This is a genomic window from Paraburkholderia nodosa DSM 21604, assembly GCF_000519185.1.
GTDB classification, from domain to species: Bacteria; Pseudomonadota; Gammaproteobacteria; order Burkholderiales; family Burkholderiaceae; genus Paraburkholderia; species Paraburkholderia nodosa.
Genome location: NZ_JAFA01000003.1, coordinates 286,637 through 302,252, shown reverse-complemented (window position 1 = coordinate 302,252; position 15,616 = coordinate 286,637). Strand labels below are relative to the sequence as shown.

At 64.4% G+C, this 15,616-nt stretch carries 17 protein-coding genes; 8 read left to right on the top strand and 9 right to left on the bottom strand.

Going from position 1 to position 15,616, the window contains the following annotated elements:
- Nucleotides 1-20 precede the first annotated feature (20 nt).
- The 5 genes from A3CW_RS0105930 to A3CW_RS0105910 all read left to right on the top strand — a co-directional run bounded on the left by A3CW_RS0105930 (nucleotide 21) and on the right by A3CW_RS0105910 (nucleotide 5,010).
- Nucleotides 21-1,733 carry an FAD-dependent oxidoreductase gene (locus A3CW_RS0105930; RefSeq protein WP_028202736.1) on the top strand — a complete coding sequence of 571 codons (1,713 nt, stop codon included), beginning with the start codon at nucleotides 21-23 and terminating at the stop codon, nucleotides 1,731-1,733.
- Nucleotides 1,734-1,751: 18 nt separating this feature from the next.
- Nucleotides 1,752-1,982, top strand: coding sequence for a DUF2783 domain-containing protein (locus A3CW_RS0105925; RefSeq protein WP_028202735.1), 231 nt, complete (start codon nucleotides 1,752-1,754; stop codon nucleotides 1,980-1,982).
- Nucleotides 1,983-2,299: 317 nt separating this feature from the next.
- On the top strand, nucleotides 2,300-3,523 hold the full coding sequence (locus A3CW_RS0105920) for a cyclic nucleotide-binding domain-containing protein (protein ID WP_028202734.1): 1,224 nt from the start codon (nucleotides 2,300-2,302) through the stop codon (nucleotides 3,521-3,523).
- Between the two features lie 14 nt (nucleotides 3,524-3,537).
- Nucleotides 3,538-4,341, top strand: coding sequence for a flagellar motor protein (locus A3CW_RS45405; protein WP_051481253.1), 804 nt, complete (start codon nucleotides 3,538-3,540; stop codon nucleotides 4,339-4,341).
- 6 nt (nucleotides 4,342-4,347) lie between these two features.
- A complete protein-coding gene (locus tag A3CW_RS0105910) occupies nucleotides 4,348-5,010 on the top strand; it encodes an OmpA/MotB family protein (RefSeq protein WP_028202733.1) in 663 nt (220 codons plus the stop codon).
- Between the two features lie 39 nt (nucleotides 5,011-5,049).
- Here A3CW_RS0105910 and A3CW_RS0105905 read toward each other — a convergent pair whose 3' ends face one another.
- Nucleotides 5,050-5,532 carry an Lrp/AsnC family transcriptional regulator gene (locus tag A3CW_RS0105905; RefSeq protein WP_028202732.1) on the bottom strand — a complete coding sequence of 161 codons (483 nt, stop codon included), beginning with the start codon at nucleotides 5,530-5,532 and terminating at the stop codon, nucleotides 5,050-5,052.
- 405 nt (nucleotides 5,533-5,937) lie between these two features.
- Between A3CW_RS0105905 and A3CW_RS0105900 the strand changes: the two genes are divergently transcribed.
- On the top strand, nucleotides 5,938-6,564 hold the full coding sequence (locus tag A3CW_RS0105900; RefSeq protein ID WP_028202731.1) for a LysE family translocator: 627 nt from the start codon (nucleotides 5,938-5,940) through the stop codon (nucleotides 6,562-6,564).
- Between the two features lie 15 nt (nucleotides 6,565-6,579).
- Here the strand turns inward: A3CW_RS0105900 and A3CW_RS45400 are convergent, their stop codons facing one another.
- A complete protein-coding gene (locus A3CW_RS45400) occupies nucleotides 6,580-7,680 on the bottom strand; it encodes a DUF2242 domain-containing protein (RefSeq protein WP_035512402.1) in 1,101 nt (366 codons plus the stop codon).
- Nucleotides 7,681-8,508: 828 nt separating this feature from the next.
- Between A3CW_RS45400 and A3CW_RS0105890 the strand changes: the two genes are divergently transcribed.
- Entirely contained in the window at nucleotides 8,509-9,180 is a 672-nt protein-coding gene (locus tag A3CW_RS0105890; protein WP_028202730.1) for a GntR family transcriptional regulator, read from the top strand.
- A gap of 98 nt (nucleotides 9,181-9,278) precedes the next feature.
- Here A3CW_RS0105890 and A3CW_RS0105885 read toward each other — a convergent pair whose 3' ends face one another.
- Together A3CW_RS0105885 and A3CW_RS0105880 are read right to left on the bottom strand one after the other, a co-directional pair.
- On the bottom strand, nucleotides 9,279-10,634 hold the full coding sequence (locus A3CW_RS0105885; protein ID WP_051481252.1) for an APC family permease: 1,356 nt from the start codon (nucleotides 10,632-10,634) through the stop codon (nucleotides 9,279-9,281).
- Between the two features lie 132 nt (nucleotides 10,635-10,766).
- The gene (locus A3CW_RS0105880) at nucleotides 10,767-11,597 is read right to left on the bottom strand and encodes a carbon-nitrogen hydrolase family protein (RefSeq protein ID WP_028202728.1); all 831 of its coding nucleotides are present in this window, start codon (nucleotides 11,595-11,597) and stop codon (nucleotides 10,767-10,769) included.
- Between the two features lie 130 nt (nucleotides 11,598-11,727).
- Here A3CW_RS0105880 and A3CW_RS0105875 point away from each other — a divergent pair, with 130 nt between their 5' ends.
- Nucleotides 11,728-12,582, top strand: a complete 855-nt coding sequence (locus A3CW_RS0105875; RefSeq protein WP_028202727.1) for a response regulator transcription factor — start codon at nucleotides 11,728-11,730, stop codon at nucleotides 12,580-12,582.
- Between the two features lie 26 nt (nucleotides 12,583-12,608).
- On the opposite strand, the gene A3CW_RS50760 is transcribed toward A3CW_RS0105875, so the two are convergent.
- The 5 genes from A3CW_RS50760 to A3CW_RS0105850 form a co-directional block, all read right to left on the bottom strand.
- Entirely contained in the window at nucleotides 12,609-13,025 is a 417-nt protein-coding gene (locus A3CW_RS50760; RefSeq protein ID WP_081771535.1) for a rubredoxin, read from the bottom strand.
- Between the two features lie 40 nt (nucleotides 13,026-13,065).
- Nucleotides 13,066-13,194, bottom strand: coding sequence for a hypothetical protein (locus tag A3CW_RS54250; RefSeq protein ID WP_266227690.1), 129 nt, complete (start codon nucleotides 13,192-13,194; stop codon nucleotides 13,066-13,068).
- A 265-nt stretch (nucleotides 13,195-13,459) separates the two neighbouring features.
- On the bottom strand, nucleotides 13,460-14,017 hold the full coding sequence (locus A3CW_RS45395; protein ID WP_051481251.1) for an FUSC family protein: 558 nt from the start codon (nucleotides 14,015-14,017) through the stop codon (nucleotides 13,460-13,462).
- 203 nt (nucleotides 14,018-14,220) lie between these two features.
- The gene (locus tag A3CW_RS0105855; protein WP_028202725.1) at nucleotides 14,221-14,634 is read right to left on the bottom strand and encodes a DoxX family protein; all 414 of its coding nucleotides are present in this window, start codon (nucleotides 14,632-14,634) and stop codon (nucleotides 14,221-14,223) included.
- Nucleotides 14,635-14,763: 129 nt separating this feature from the next.
- Nucleotides 14,764-15,489 carry a pirin family protein gene (locus A3CW_RS0105850; protein WP_028202724.1) on the bottom strand — a complete coding sequence of 242 codons (726 nt, stop codon included), beginning with the start codon at nucleotides 15,487-15,489 and terminating at the stop codon, nucleotides 14,764-14,766.
- Nucleotides 15,490-15,616: the final 127 nt, after the last annotated feature.

Genomic DNA, 15,616 nt, shown 5'->3' with positions numbered 1-15,616 from the left:
GAGACGGTGGAGACAAAACGATGATCGACTATCAGACGCTGACCTTCGACTACGCGCGATGCAGCGAACAAACTCCGGACGCCGCCGCGTACGTGCGTCCGGTCGTGGTGGTCGGCGCGGGGCCGGTGGGCCTCGCGACGGCCATCGACCTCGCGCGGCAAGGTGTGCCGGTGGTGCTCGTGGACGACGACTGCACGCTTTCCACGGGCTCGCGCGCCATCTGCTTTTCCAAGCGCTCTCTCGATATCTTCGACCGCCTCGGCTGCGGCGATCGCATGGTCGAAAAGGGCGTGAGCTGGAACGTGGGCAAGGTGTTCCGCAAGGACGAACTCGTCTACACGTTCAACCTGCTGCCTGAAAGCGGCCATCATCGGCCGGCTTTCGTGAATCTTCAGCAGTACTATGTGGAAGGCTACCTGCTCGAATGCGCGCAGGCATTGCCCAACCTCGAAATCCGCTGGAAAAGCAAGGTGACGGGCGTCGCGCAGCACGGCACGCCGGGTGCCGACGATGCGCACGTCGCGCTCGAAATCGAAACGCCCGACGGCCCGTACACGCTGCTCGCTCGCTACGTGGTGGCCGCCGACGGTTCGCGCAGCCCGCTGCGCAAGCTGCTCGGCCTCGACAGCCACGGCCGCACGTTCAAGGACCGCTTCCTCATCGCCGACGTGAAGATGGAAGCCGACTTCCCCACCGAACGCTGGTTCTGGTTCGATCCGCCGTTCCATCCGAACCAGTCGGTGTTGCTGCATCGCCAGCCCGACAACGTCTGGCGCATCGACTTCCAGCTCGGCTGGGACGCCGACCCGGTGCTCGAGAAAACGCCCGAGCGCGTGATTCCGCGCGTGCGCGCGCTGCTCGGGCCCGACGTGAAGTTCGAGCTGGAGTGGGTGAGCATCTACACGTTCTCGTGCCTGCGCATGGACAGCTTCCGCCAGGGCAACGTGCTGTTCGCGGGCGACTCGGCGCACCTGGTTTCGCCGTTCGGCGCACGCGGCGCGAATAGCGGCTTCCAGGACGGCGAGAACCTCGCATGGAAGCTCGCGATGGTGCTGGAGAACCATGCGCCCGACGCGCTGCTCGACACCTACGCGAGCGAGCGCGAATACGCCGCCGACGAAAACATCCGCAACTCCACGCGCTCGACCGACTTCATTACGCCGAAAAGCGCGGTGAGCCGCGTGTTCCGCGACGCCGTGCTCACGCTCGCTCGCGAGCACGCATTTGCGCGTCAACTCGTGAACAGCGGCCGGCTTTCCGTGCCGGCGGTGCTGCGCGAATCGACCTTGAACACGCCCGACGAAGAGACGTTCGACGGCCAGATGGAGCCGGGCGCTTCGTGCGCAGACGCGCCGGTGCGCAACGCAGCGGGTCACGAGAGCTGGCTGCTCGCGCATCTGGGCGACCAGTTTGCGGGGCTCGTTTTCAGCCGTGCTGGCTCGGCATTCGATACCGCGACGCTCGACACGCTGCAGGCGCTTTCGCGCTCTGCGGTGCCGCTCAAGTTCGTGGTGATGCTCGAAGGCGATGCGGCTGTGCCCGCGGATCTGCCAGCATCGACGGTGGTGTTGCGCGACATGCAAGGGCTGGCGGCGCAGCGCTACGGCGCGCAGGACGGCGCGTTCTATCTGATTCGTCCGGACCAGCACGTGAGCGCGCGCTGGCGGCGCGCCGATGCGGCACGTGTGGAGAGCGCGCTCAAGCGGGCGCTCTGCGTGCAAGGCACGGCATAAAGAACCGAGGAGACAACCATGCTGAACACCCAACCGAATCTGGCAAGACCGGACGACTTTTATGAAGCGCTGATCGACATGCATCGCGATCTCGACGAGGCGCAAAGTCAATCGGCCAATGCGCAGCTGATCCTGCTGCTCGCGAACCACATAGGCGAGCACGAAACGCTGCTGCAGGCGCTTCGCTTTGCGCGCGCGGGCGTGAGTGCGCCGGCGAGCAACGGCGCGACGGGAAAACTTGCGGCATGAAAGACTGAAAGAGACTGATAGCGTTGACACATGCGGCCAGTGCGAACTGGCCGCATTCATTTATCCCACGCAATTCATGGCCCATTTGCAGCACTTCTCGCGCAAGCAATCGTTTGCGCTTGTAAAGCGCACATGACACATCGGCGCACACGCTTGCGCGAAGGGCTTTCGGCACGCTTTCCACGCGTGCAATCTATGCAAGCTGATTCAAGAACCTCTTGGGAAACGCCGTAAACGCGGCTCATAGCACTCACTTCGCACACGCATAAGATAGTCAGACAAATGCGGGCGATGGAATCGTTTTCCGGGGATATAACTTGAATCGCAGTCAAACATGGTCGCGTACGGCGGCGCCGGGCGAGATCATTTATTCGGAAGGCTTTGCAGGCGAGCGATTGATCTTCGTGATCGCCGACGGCAAGGTCGAAATCTCCACCCGCTGCGACGACAAGAAAGTCGTGATGGCCACGCTCGGACGCGGCGAATTTTTCGGCGAGACCGCGCTGCTCGGCGCGGAACCGCGACCGAACACGGCGAAGGCGCTCAGCTTTTGTCAGCTGACCGTCGTGCCGGCGAGCCTCATCGAAGAGGAACTCGAACGCGTCACGCCGATGCTGCGCCACGTGGTGCGCACGCTCACGCGGCGCGTCAAGGCGAAGGACGATCTGCTCGCCACCTACACCCATGCCGACTTCATGCCGGGCGTACTGTCGTACGCGCACGTGCTCGCGCTGATCGCAGGCGCGGGCGATCGCGCCGAAAGCAGCGATACCTGGTCGCGGCACGGCGCGAGCGGTGCCGAAGTGAGCGTGCCGCTCGCCGACGTCGTGCAGAAATGCCGTGCCGTGGCCGGCCATTCGCGTCCGCATGTGATGGCCATGCTCCGGCGCATGGAAAAGCTCAATCTCGTCGCGATGCAAAGCGGGCAGGCCACGCACCTCGCCAATAACGCGGCAGCGGCAGAAGGCGCATTGGGCCGCCAGGTGGTGACGTTCGACCCCGTGCGCATCGTGGAGCGCGCGACGCAGGTCGCGGACAGCGATCTCGATGTGTCGATCAACAGCGAACTCGAACTGATCGAACTGGGCGATCTCGAAGCGCTGATCGGCGTGGAGCGCAAGGTCATTCTCAACAAGCTCTCGCACGCCGAAATCGCCGACGAGGTCTTTGCGTTCCGCAAGTCGAAGGTGCTCAACTTCGTCGAGCAAAAGGGCGTGGCGTATTTCTCGAAGCGCACGAACCGCGGCTCCGGCGAACTCAAGGCGCTCGACGATCTGTTGTTCGTCGATCAGCGCACGCTGTTCGAAGCCGTGAGCGCGCTCGATACCTACGATCTCGCGAAACTGCTCGCCTCGATCGAGGATCCGGCCGTATCCGAGCGCCTGCTCTCGGTGATGGCGGACGCACGCAAGAACGAAGTGTCGTGGGTCATGCGCCGCGACATCAAGATCGATCCCGTGGAAGTCGAGGACATCGAACAGCGCCTGCTTGAAGCGGTGCGTGCACTCAAGACGCCTGGCGCGCGCCAGGCGGATCGCTGAGTTGGGAGACACGCATGGATCTGCTTACCCTGATCGGTATCGCGATTGGCGCGCTCGCTGTCGTCGCGGGCTTCTCGCTCGAAGGCGGCCATTTCGTCACGCTGCTCCAGCCCGAGGCGCTGGCCATCGTGCTGGGCGGCACGCTCGGCGCCGTGATGATCCAGAACACGTGGGCGCGTTTCTTCGACGCCGTGAAGCATTTGCGCACGGCCTTCGTGAAAGCGCCGCGCGTAGACGAAGCGAGCCTGGCCGCCGTGCTGGAGTGGGGCGATCAGGCCAAGCTCAACGGTCTGCTAGCCTTCGAATCGATGGATCTGCAAGGCATTCATCCGTTCGCGCGGCGCGGGCTCGAACTGCTTGCGAGCGGTGTTTCGACCGCCGTGCTCGAAGATGCGCTCCAGCGCGAACTCGAAGCCTCCGGGCGCAAGCACATGGCGGCGGCGCGTGTGTGGCAGCAGGCGGGTGGCTATGCGCCCACGTTCGGCATTCTCGGCTCGGTGCTCGGCCTGATTCAGGTCACGGGGCATCTGATCGAGCCTGCCGAACTCGGGCCCGGCATCGCCGTGGCCTTCGTCGCCACGCTTTACGGCCTTGCTTTTGCGAACCTCGTTTTTCTGCCGCTATATGGCAAGATGCGTGCGCATATCGAAAGCGAACTGCGCCTGCGCAAGCTCTATCTCGACGGCCTGCTTGCCATTTCGCGCAAGGAGTCGCCCCACACGATCGCCACGCGCCTCGCTGGCGAGGTGGGCGGCAAGAGCGGCGGTTTGCAGGGCGAAGCGAACGTGTGGGCGCTGGACACGACACGCGCGAGTTGACCGCCCATGCCTTCCGATAAAGACCTGCCGCTCACGGCCCAATTCGATTACGACGAGGACGAAGGCGGCGAATCGAGTTCCGGCCGTTGGCTCCTTTCCTACGCGGACCTGATCACGACGCTGATGGTGCTGTTCCTCGCGCTCTATGCGATGCAGCTCGCAAAGCATAAGGAATCCGAAATACGCTCGGCGGCCCAGCGCACGAGCACGGCGGCAGTGGTCGGGAGAATGCCCGCCGTCGATCAGGCGCTGCTCGCCGCGCTCGAAACGCTGCGCGAGCGCGGCGAAATCACGATCGTGCCGGCGGCGCGCGGCGTGGAGATCGGCATCAACGCGAAGATCCTGTTCAACGCGGGCGATGCCACGCTGCTGCCCGAATCGCTTGGCGTGCTGGGCCGTATCGCCGAGGTGCTGCGCGCGGCGCCGGCGGGCAATATCCTCGTGGAAGGGCATACCGACAGCACGCCGATCTCGAACGCGAAATTCGCGTCGAACTGGGAGCTCTCTTCGGCGCGCGCGGGCGCGGTGGTGCGCTATCTGGTCGAGCGCGGCATCGAACCTCACCGGCTCGCCGCGATTGGCCGCGCCGACAACTTCCCGCTCGTGGCAGGCAACGACCCCGCGAGCCGCGCGCTGAACCGGCGCGTGACGTTGATCGTGCAGCGCTGACGCTCACGCTCTTCGCGTGATCGCCAAGGCAACCTCGCGTCACACCTGCATGGACGGCACATCCTTCATGCAGCGCAAGGCGAACATCGACCGGCTGTGGCGAATGCTCGAGATGCGATAGAGCTTCTCGCGCAGGAAACGCTCGTAGCCGGCGGTGCCGTCCACCGCCACCTTGATCCAGTAGTCGTACTCGCCGGAGACGAGATAGGCTTCCAGCACTTCGGGCAGCGCCGCGAGTTCGGCGCCGAAGCGCGCGAGCGCGTCGTCTTCGTGGCGGTCGAGCGTCACTTCCAGAATCACGATGTCGGCGTAGCCCAGCTTTTGCTGGTTCACGAGCGCGACATAGCCGTCGATATAGCCATCGGCTTCGAGCTGGCGCGTGCGGTTCCAGCACGCGGTGGTGGACATACCCACCTGCTCGGCCAGTTCGGCGTTCGAAAGTCGGGCGTTCTTTTGCAGGGCGCTGAGGATCTTGCGGTCCTGGTTGTCCAGCGCTTTGGGCGGGCGTTCACGAGGGCTCATGGCAAAAAAGAATCTTGTACAGGTAGGAGCAATTCTAGCGGAAGAAGATTCTGTCTATCGACGGTTTTCGCCTGAAAACCGGAAGCCTATACCGGCTATTCCCCGGTATATTTTCCACATGCCTTCTTGCTTGGCACGACCCACGCGGCCACCTCCCCGCAGTGGGGAGCGCCGCCGCAGCCACGAGCCGCGGTGGTCCGTCAGGGCCGTTTGCGCTGCACCCTGCGGCGGCTACCGGGCGTTGCGCGCGTTCACCACGCAGCCAGCAATGTCCGGTCAGGCAGATGGCATTTGAAAACCGCGCTTTCGCGCGGTTTTTTGTTGCCCGTTTTCGATACCCGCTTTCAATACCCTTCGCTACCTCGAGCGCCATTCGTTACAACGTTTCCGTAAGCACGCCCCGCAATGTCGATCCAGCTGTATCTATCGTTTCTCGCCGCCGCGCTCGTCCTTGTCTACACGCCCGGTCCCGTCAACGTGCTTACCATGAGCCAGGCGCTCCACGCCGGCTGGCGGCGCGCGCTGCCCTGTGTCTGGGGCGGCACGCTCGCGGTGCTGCTCCAGCTCGCGCTGACCGCGCTGTGCCTTAATTCGCTGCTGCTCATTAGTGAGCATTCACTTACGTTGTTGCGCTGGCTGGGCGCGGCCTATCTGGTCTGGCTGGGCTGCAAGCAGTGGCGCAGCCGCTCCTTGACGGGCACGGATGTGCCTGCCGAAGCCGATGGGGCGAGCCGTCGCGATCTGTTCTGGCGCGGATTCGCGACCTCCGGGCTCAACCCGAAGACCTTGTTGTTCTTCCCTTCGTTTTTCCCGCAGTTCATGAGCGCCGATGCGCCCTGGAGCGCCAACCGTCAGTATTGGCTGCTGGCGGCGACATTCGCGCTGCTGTTTGCGGGCGGCGTGGCGTCGATGGCGCTGTTTTCGCACCGGCTGCGCCACGTGCTGCAGCGGCCGAGGCGCATGCGCGCCGTGAATCGCCTGATGGGCAGCCTGCTCGTGGGAATGGGCGCGATGATGGCCGGCTTGCGCTGAGCGCGCAGGTGGCGCTTAAGGCGAGGGAGTCGAAGCGGCCGGCGCTGCGATCGGCGTGTCCGCGGCAGCCGACGGCGTTGCCGATTCCGCTGCCACGCTCTGGGTGCCGGAAGTCGTTGAGGCCGACGCGAGCGTTTGTGCCGTCGCCACGCTAGCCGACGCCGCCACGGCCGCAGACGCCGCCGCGGGCGTCGCCGCGTTGTGAGTGGTCACACTCGTCGCGAGCCCCACCGCTTGCGGGGTTGCCGCAACCGTCGCCGGCACGCCCATGATCGCCGCCGCAGCCGCAGCACCGTGGTCGACCGGTGCGGAGGCGCCCGGCGCAGAAGCGGCGGGAGCGGGCGTCGCCGTGGCAGGCGCAGGCGCAGGTGCAACCGATGGCACTGTCACGACCGGCGCCGCCGGCAGCGTGCTGCCATGCAACACCGCCGCACCCGTCGCCGCAGCCGCTGCTGCGGCGGCCGGTGCGGCCGACCCCACCGTGGTCGCGGCGGGCGCGGCGCTTGCCGTGACCGGCTCGATAGGCGGCGGCAACGGCGAAATCTTGATCGCGCCGGCGCCCGGCACAGGCTCACTGCGCGCCGAAGCGTTCAAATACTTCCCCACCAGATCGAAGAATCGTGAATAAAACGGGCCAGACTGGATCGTCTCGCTTGAAATCTTCACCATTTCGTCGCTGTTCGAGCGAATAGGCAGAGAGACCGACCCCAGAATCGAGAGCCCGACGCTTGCCGAAGTATCGCTCTTCTTGAGCGCGTAGCCGTTCTGCACGGCGTTCACATACACCATGCTCGTATTGCTCGCGTCGCCCGGCGTGCAGACCACGTGCACCTCCACGACGATGTGCTGATCCATCGTCGGCTGGAAGTTCTTCGTGGCGTCGACGGTGTCGTTGCGCGTCATTGTCGTCATGTAGCCCTGGCTCAGCAGCGCGCGGCGCGACGACTCACAGGCATCAGCGCTCGCGTAACTGAAGCTGCGCGAGAACTGGCTGGGCGCCGTACTCAGCAACTGATCTTCCTGGAATCCGGGCTTGGGCGAGGAGCACGCGCCGAGCGCAGCAGCCAGCGTCACCGTGGTTACGGCGAGGACGGCGCTGCGAAGCGGGGCGGACAAACGAGGGACGACTTTCGAAAAACGGGACATGTTCGGAGCAAACAGGGCAGCAATGCGGCATTGCATGGGACGGGATGCATTGTAGTTCGGTTCCGCTGCGCACGACCGAACGCTCGTTTTTTCGAGGGATTTCGAAAGCCGGACGAAGGCGTTCCGAAGCTTACATCCCACATGACGAAAAAAACGGGCTTCCGCCCAACGCGAAAGCCCGTGTCAACCCGGCGCCCGGGGCAGCGAGCGGAGAAGAGCACTCGCCGGCGTGCGCCGCAGCCGGGTACCGCCGGCTGTTCCTGTGCGCAATGCGCTAAATCGTCGGGCCACACTGGCCGCCGCGCCCGCAACGCGGCGTCAGTGTGGGCTCACTTCATCGGTTCACTTCGTCGACTGACTTCATCGACTTACTTCGTGCCGACCGTCGTGAGCGGCTGCCACTTGCCATTCGCGACCTTGTAGACCTCCTCAGCGGTCTACGTTTTTCATGGGCGCAGCCGGGCCCGCACCGCGTTCGGAGCGCGCGGCGTGCCTTTTTGCGCAGGGGTGAAGCAAAAGAAACCGGCAGCCTGATGGCGGTTTGCCGGGCGAAACCGTTGCGCACGCAACAGCCTCGGAACACCCTGGATACGCTAAAATTGCTTGGTTTTCAGATGCTTACAGAAACCTATACAGTCTCCAGACAAGGACACGGCACAGTGGGAATGGCTGGCGGATCCGTACTGTCAGTTTAAATATCCAAAAGCGATTGGATTGTATCCATTTCTGGCAGGCAAAAATATTGACGACAACACTTTTTCGTCGGACGGCGTTCGTCCGCCCGGCGCCCACGAGCTCATGACGACAGTGCAGGCCAAGGAAGACCAGCGATCGCTGCCTCAAACGATCCGCGACCAGCTGCGCGACGAGATCCTGCGCGGCGTGCTGCCGCCCGGTGCGCAGCTGCGCCAGGAGAGCCTTGCGGAGCGCTTCGGCGCGAGCCGCATTCCCGTGCGCGAGGCGCTGCGCCAGCTCGAGGCCGAAGGGCTCGTGAGCTATCAGCTCAATCGCGGCGCGGTGGTGATCGCCATGTCCACGCAGGAGATCTGCGAGCTGCTCGACATTCGCGCGGCGCTGGAGACCTACGCGGCGAAGCTCGCGGTGCCGAACATGGTGGCGGGCGACATCGACGTGATGAAGCGCATTCTCGCGGCGTACGACGCCGCTTCGTCGCCCGCGGAGTGGGCCGAATGCAATCGCCAGTTCCATCTGGCGCTGTGCGCGCCCGCGAACAATTCGCGGCTGCGCAAGATGATCGAGGAGTACTGCCTGAGTACGACGAATCGATACCCGCATCTGCGCATGTCGCTCGATACGGAGAAGAACGAAGTGCAAAGCGATCACTACGCGATCGTCGATGCCTGCAAGCGGCGCGCCGTGGATGAAGTGGTGGCGCTGATCGAGCGGCATATTCTCGATACCAGGCGCGAAGTGATGGCCGCGGCGCGGCTGGCTGGTCTGGATAACTAAGCGTTTCTTTTCGCTGCGCAGGATGGATAAACGGCGAGCGCCCCGTAAGGGGCGCTCGCCGTTTCGCTTGAAGCGGACTTGAGTGTGATGCGCTGTGCTTACACGGCCATTTCCGGCGGCGCCTGGCGGAAGCACCGCGTGATCCAGCCGAGGTACACGAGGCCGAGCACGAACCAGATCACGCCGAGCACGATGGCGGTCTTTTCGAGGCTGCACAGCAGCCAGATGTCGGTCACGGCGCCGATCAGCGGGAACACCAGACCGCCGAGCAACCCGAAGCCACGCGTGCCCGCCGCGCCGCTGAAGTACTGGCGGATCACGCACAGGTTCACCGAAGTGAACGCGAGGAACGCGCCGAAGTTGATGAACGAGGTGGACGTGGCCACGTCGAGTTTCAGCGCGATCAGACCGACGACACCGGCAATCGCGATGTTGATCGCAGGCGTGCGAAAGCGCGGGTGAATGTAGCCGAAGATCGACTTGGGCAGCACTTCATCGCGGCCCATCGCATAGAGCAGACGCCCCACGCTGGCTTGCGCCGAGATGCCCGAGGCAAACTGCGCGAGGATCAGGCCCGCGAGGAAAATCGTCACGAAGATATCGCCGCCCACCTTGCGCGCGATTTCGAACGCGGCCGAATCGGGGTCCTTGAAGACGGCGCCCGGATGCGCGAGCTGCAGCGTGTAAGCGGCGATCACGAAGATTGCGCCGCCCACCAGCGCGATCAGCACGATGGCGCGCGGAATGGTCTTTTCGGGCTCGATGGTTTCCTCGGTGAGCGTGGAAACGGCGTCGAAGCCGAGGTATGAATACGCGGCGATCGCAGCACCCGCCATCGTGGCCGAGAGCGGCACGTGCGGCTGGAAGAACGGCTGCGCCGCGATCAGGCCGCCCGGGCCCGCGGCTGCAGAGGCGTAGTGCAAGCACAGGACTACGAACATTGCCGCAATGCCGAGCTGCACGATCATGAGCACGATGTTGAAACGCGCCGCGAGTTCGATGCCAATGACGTTCAGCGCACTCGTGAGCACGATGAACGCGACGATCCAGATCCACGTGGGCACGCTCGGGAACGCCGCGCCAAGATACGCCGCGCCAATCAGCCAGATCACCATCGGCAGGAAGAAGTAATCGAGCAGCGTGGCCCAGCCGATCATGAAGCCCAGCTGCGAATTGAAGCTCTTGCGCGTGTACGTGTAGGCCGAACCCGCCACCGGGAAAAGGCGCGCGAGCTTGCCGTAGCTGAGCGCCGTGAACACGATTGCGACTAGCGCGATGAGATACGCGAGAGCGGCGGTGTCCTGGCTCGCGCCGGCGAGCACGCCATAGGTGCCGTAGACGATCAGCGGCGCCATATAGGCGAGGCCGAACAGGAGCACGGATGGCAGGCCGAGCGTGCGCTTCAGGTGAGGTTCTTGAGTGCCGCGTTCATGCGACGGCGAGGCTGGCTTCATGATGCAGTTGTCTCCTGGGTGCTGCAGTTCTGGCAGGCGTGGGCGAGCCGGGCGAGCCACGAGAAGCGGCTTGCCGGATCGCTGGTTGCCGGGCTTGTTACCGGGTCTTGCTGCTTGACGCTTGTAAGGGCTTTAGCGCGTGCGCGGGCGGATATTGAGCGAGCGACGGCCTTGCGCGTCGTTCTCGTCCGCGAGATTGAGCGCAATGCGTGCGTCGTGCAGATAGCTGTAGTGTTCGCGGCTTTGCGCGAGCAACGTGCGATCCACCTTCGCGTGCAGCACCGCGTCTTCGTTCTTCAACTCGCAGAGCACGTCGCCGAACGGGCTCACGAGCGCTGTTTCGCCGGGGAACGTGAGGTTGTCGTCGCCGTCGCCGGTGCGGTTCACGAGCGCGGCGAACATCTGGTTCTCCATCGCGCGCGCGACGATCGCGCGGCGATGCACGGGGCCGAACGGATCCATATTGCCGTTCGTGACGACGAGCATTTCCGCGCCGAGCGAGGCTACGGCGCGCGCCGTTTCGGGAAACTCGATGTCGTAACAGATCAAGAGACCCACGGTCGTGCCCTTGTATTCGCACACCTCATAGCGGTCGCCAGGCGTGAACACGCCCACGTCCGTGGCCCACAGATGGGTCTTGCGGTAACGCAGCGCGATGTCGCCGCGTTCGTCGATCAGCACAGTCGTGTTGTAGAAGCGATCGCCGTCGCGCTCAGCGAGGCCCACGGCGACGCCGATCTGGGCCGCGCGTGCGGCGTCGCGCACTCTGGAGAGCGAGGGGCCTTCGAGCGATTCGGCCACGTCGCGCACGTTCTCGCGGGTGGGAAAGCCCGTGAGCGTGGCTTCGGGAAAGACGATGAGATCGCTGCCTTCGCGGCGCCTGGCCGTAGCGTCGAGTACGCGGGCGAGGTTGGGAGCGACTGCGCCGTCCACGATCGGGATCTGCGCGAGTTCGAGTTGCATGCCTGTCTCCATCCTTATGTATTACGTAAAGCACCGCGTGGGCGTCAGGAGCGGCTATTATCTCCACGTTATTTTTGTCGAGAAATTACCCTGCAGGGGTACCCTGATCGGAGGACCCATGGAGCCCCTCATGGAACTGGACTGGCAGGACCGCGCGTTCCATCACCATATCGCGACGCTGATCGACGCCCTCGACGGCCCCGACTTCTGGACCCGCATGACGCGTGTGATCGAGCGCTTCGTCGCGTTCGACAACTGGGTTGCGCTCGTCTTCCGGCGCGATCGCGCGCCGCTCGTATGCGCCGAGTCGCCCATGCCCGACGGCACCGTGGATCTCTTGTTCCGCGCGTATCTGGAAGGGATGTACCTGCTCGATCCGTTCTATCTGAATGCGAGCGAGAAGCCGCGCGCGGGGCTCGTCACGCTCGCCGAAGTCGCGCCCGACAATTTCAGCATGACGGACTATTACCAGCGCTACTTCAAGAGCAACATCATCGGCGACGAAGTGCAGTTCAATGTGCCGCTCGACGAAGCGCGCACGCTGATTTTCTCGCTAGGCGCAAAGCACCATTACACGGAGCGCGATATTGCGTTGTTCGCGATGTTTGCGCCGTGGGTGGTCGCGCTCATGAAGCAGCGGCTCGCGTATGAGACGTTTGCCGAGGGTGTCGCCGAGGCGGTCGCGTCGGATGCGGCTGAAGCCGACAGCGCGGCGCAGCAGGGGCAGTTGAGCGAGGCGGGCTTCGCGAGCCGCATCGAGGCGGTCACGCGGCAAAGCGGACGCGTGCCGCTCACCGCGCGCGAGATCGAAGTGGTGCGCTTGAGCCTGAGCGGCTTTTCCACGCGCGCGATTGCGGAGCGGCTCGAAATATCGTTCGAGACCGTGCGCGCGCACAAGAAGCATATTTACGCGAAGCTCGGCGTGAGTTCGCAGTCGGAGTTGTTTGCGCTCTTCTACGAGCCGCTCGGGCGCATGGGCGCATGAGTGCCGCGCGCCTTTGGCGGCGCGCGTCAGAACTCGACGAGCGCGAAGTCTTCCTTGCCCACGTCGCAGAGCGGGCAGCGCCAGTCGTCGGGCACGTCGGCCCAGCGGGTGCCGGGAGCGAGGCCGTCGTCAGGGGCGCCTGCCGCTTCGTCGTACACCCAGCCGCAGATCACGCAGACCCATTGCTTCAGGCCGTCGTCGGCGCTGGCCGCTCCCGTTGAAGCGCTTGCGGGCGCCTCGGGCGCGGCGCCTTCGGGCGGGGTGTCGAGCGCGACGACGAGCGGCGCTGTGGTGCTCTCGCGTTCAGCGAGCTTGCCTTGCAGCGTGGCGAGCAGCGCGGCGGCTTCGTCGGCGGTGAGGTCGATCCAGTACGGGTCGCCTGCGCCGTCATTCAGGCGTTCGGGCGAGAACTGGATTTCGAGGGCGACGCCTTTCTTGTACATAAGCGAAAACGGTTGGCTTGATGCCCCGGACGCGCTGCGCTCACAGGAAGTAGCGGAACAGCAGCGAAGCCGCGATACCGCCAGCGGCGATCAGCGCGAGCATTTGCAGGAGCGTGATGGACTTGCTGGACTTGGCGTTCGAAGCGGCGGGACGGGTGGTGGTGTTCATAGGGTGATCTTGCGGCGGCGTGGGTTGCGGTCTCGATTGCGCCCTTAAAGTCGCCATGGTCGGCATGACGGCGGCAGAGCGCGGCGGGGGAGTTTCGCACGATTTCGCATCGACGGGGGCATTTGCGCGGCGTCTGCGCGCACGCGCCGCAGATTTCGCCGCCGGCAACCTGCGCCGCACAGCGGCACTGATTATCGCCGCCAATGCGGACCGGATTCCTGAGCGCGCGGAGATGGTTTATTTCGCAGGCGTTGAGAGAAGCGGCTCACATCTGCAGCCAGCGCCGTTCGATATACGAAAACAGCCAGCTGACCGGCACCGCGCAGGCCATGCCGATGGCGACCTGCGCCACGCGAAAGAGCGCGACGTCCCACACCGGCCCGTTCATGGGTACGAGCAGCACGATGGTGGTGGTGATTGCACCCAGCCGCGCGGCGGTGCTGACGCTCAGGCACCAGCAGCCGATGATCACCACGCTCACGGCTACGAGGTAGGCCGCGAGATTTTCCGGGCCGAACGCCGCCGTTGCGAGCCCCACCGCGCCGCCCGCAATCGCGCCGATGAACTGGTCGCGCGACTGCGCGAGCGTATCGGCGTAATCGTGCTGGGTGACGGCAATCGCCGTGATCGCGGCCCAGAACGCCTGTTCGGTGTGGAGCGCGCGGCCGATGCTGTACGCAAGACCTGCCGCGCAGACGGCGCGCAGCGCCATGAGCGTGCCTTGCGCGGCGCGGCTCCTGAGCGGCAGGCGCTTGAGCGCGCCCAGCGCCGATTGCTGGAGCGAAGTGAGATAGGCGTAGAGGTTGTCTTGTGGGTCGTGCATCGCGCGTGATCGGTCGTAAGGAGAACGTGAGGATAAGCGGGCGCGCTGCCAAGCATATCAAGCCGTGTCTGCCGGGTGCGGATCGCCGGGCAGGCAATGCATGCGCAACGACTTCGCCGCGTGTCGCAGATCGCGCTCCGGACACAAAAAAGGCGCGATGCCATCCCGCATCGCGCCTTTCTGCCGTCAAACGAAACCGTGCGTTACTTCCTGTCGATCGAGATCGCTCCCGGACCCGTTACCGCGAGCGCGAGCAGGCCGCCGGCGATGCTGATGTTCTTGTAGAAGTTGATCATGTTCGCCATTTGGTCGGCGCCGGTCATGGTCCAGAAGTGATGGCCGATGAAGGCTGTCGCCACGGTATAGATCGCGAGCAGCACGGCGAGCGGCCGCGTGTAGAAGCCCACGAGCAGCAGGATACCGACCGCGAACTCCATGATCACGGCGATGGCGGCCGACAGCATCGGCACGGGCGCGCCCACGTGCGCCATGTAGTCGACCGTGCCCGAAAAGCCGGTGATCTTCGACCAGCCGAACAGGATGAACAGGGAAGTCAGCAGGATGCGCGAGACCAGCAGCACGACGTCGTTGCCCGGCCCGAACAGGTTGTATCGCATGGTTTTCTCCGAAGAAGTATTAAGTGGTTCACTACGTATCAGTTCGCGCTGTGCCGGGCGGCGGCCCGCTCTCAGTGAGCGGACCGCCGCGCGCCGGTCGCCAGCATAACCTCAGGCGCAACGCCGAAGTCAGGACCACAGCTCCGACACTTCGATATTACGCAGATCGAACACGAGGACCTCTGCATCGTGTCCGTCGCTGAAGCTCAACTCGCGCTCGGAGCGGATGCGCGCGCCGTCGCCTTCACCCAGTTCCACGCCGTTCAGCTTCACGCTGCCGCGCGCCACGTGAACGTAGGCGTACCGGTCGGCGCCCACTTCGACCTTCGCCGTTTCCGCGCCGTCGAGGCGGCCGGCATACACGCGTGCGTCCTGGCGCAGCAGCAGCGAGTCTTCGGCGCCGTCCGGCGAGAGGATCAGGCGGAGCTTGCCGCGCTTTTCCTCATCGGCGATGTGCTTTTGCTGGTAGCGCGGCTGCGCGCCCTTCACGTTCGGTGCAATCCAGATCTGCAGGAAGTGCACCCCTTCGTCGGCCGAGTGGTTGAACTCGCTGTGCGCCACGCCGGTGCCGGCGCTCATCAGTTGCACGTCGCCGGGGACGATTACCGAGCCCGTGCCCATCGAGTCCTTGTGCTCGAGGGCGCCTTCCAGCACGTACGAGAAAATTTCCATGTCGCGGTGCGGGTGCTTGCCGAAGCCGCGCGCCGGGGCCACGCGGTCGTCGTTGATCACGAGCAGGTCCGAGAAGCCCACCTGCTTCGGATCGTAGTAGTTGGCAAACGAAAACGTGTGACGCGAGCTGAGCCAGCCATGTTCACCGCGGCCGCGTTGGTCTGCCTTGCGAAGTTCGATCATTTTGGTCTCTCCTGTCGGCCAGCGTTGGTGCTTTAGCGCCTTACTCTGGCCCCATTGGGGTTAATGGGATTCGGTTGACGGGTTGCGATGGAAGAATTTTAGGTCAATCAAACTGACTTTAATTGCC

Excerpts from the sequence above, each read along its gene's own strand:
- A3CW_RS0105930 (WP_028202736.1), top strand. The coding sequence starts at position 21 with ATGATCGACTATCAGACGCTGACCTTCGACTACGCGCGATGCAGCGAA.
- A3CW_RS0105925 (WP_028202735.1), top strand. The coding sequence starts at position 1,752 with ATGCTGAACACCCAACCGAATCTGGCAAGACCGGACGACTTTTATGAA.
- A3CW_RS45405 (WP_051481253.1), top strand. The coding sequence starts at position 3,538 with ATGGATCTGCTTACCCTGATCGGTATCGCGATTGGCGCGCTCGCTGTC.
- A3CW_RS0105910 (WP_028202733.1), top strand. The coding sequence starts at position 4,348 with ATGCCTTCCGATAAAGACCTGCCGCTCACGGCCCAATTCGATTACGAC.
- A3CW_RS0105905 (WP_028202732.1), bottom strand. The coding sequence starts at position 5,532 with ATGAGCCCTCGTGAACGCCCGCCCAAAGCGCTGGACAACCAGGACCGC.
- A3CW_RS0105900 (WP_028202731.1), top strand. The coding sequence starts at position 5,938 with ATGTCGATCCAGCTGTATCTATCGTTTCTCGCCGCCGCGCTCGTCCTT.
- A3CW_RS0105890 (WP_028202730.1), top strand. The coding sequence starts at position 8,509 with ATGACGACAGTGCAGGCCAAGGAAGACCAGCGATCGCTGCCTCAAACG.
- A3CW_RS0105885 (WP_051481252.1), bottom strand. The coding sequence starts at position 10,634 with ATGAAGCCAGCCTCGCCGTCGCATGAACGCGGCACTCAAGAACCTCAC.
- A3CW_RS0105880 (WP_028202728.1), bottom strand. The coding sequence starts at position 11,597 with ATGCAACTCGAACTCGCGCAGATCCCGATCGTGGACGGCGCAGTCGCT.
- A3CW_RS0105875 (WP_028202727.1), top strand. The coding sequence starts at position 11,728 with ATGGAACTGGACTGGCAGGACCGCGCGTTCCATCACCATATCGCGACG.
- A3CW_RS50760 (WP_081771535.1), bottom strand. The coding sequence starts at position 13,025 with ATGTACAAGAAAGGCGTCGCCCTCGAAATCCAGTTCTCGCCCGAACGC.
- A3CW_RS54250 (WP_266227690.1), bottom strand. The coding sequence starts at position 13,194 with ATGAACACCACCACCCGTCCCGCCGCTTCGAACGCCAAGTCCAGCAAG.
- A3CW_RS45395 (WP_051481251.1), bottom strand. The coding sequence starts at position 14,017 with ATGCACGACCCACAAGACAACCTCTACGCCTATCTCACTTCGCTCCAG.
- A3CW_RS0105855 (WP_028202725.1), bottom strand. The coding sequence starts at position 14,634 with ATGCGATACAACCTGTTCGGGCCGGGCAACGACGTCGTGCTGCTGGTC.
- A3CW_RS0105850 (WP_028202724.1), bottom strand. The coding sequence starts at position 15,489 with ATGATCGAACTTCGCAAGGCAGACCAACGCGGCCGCGGTGAACATGGC.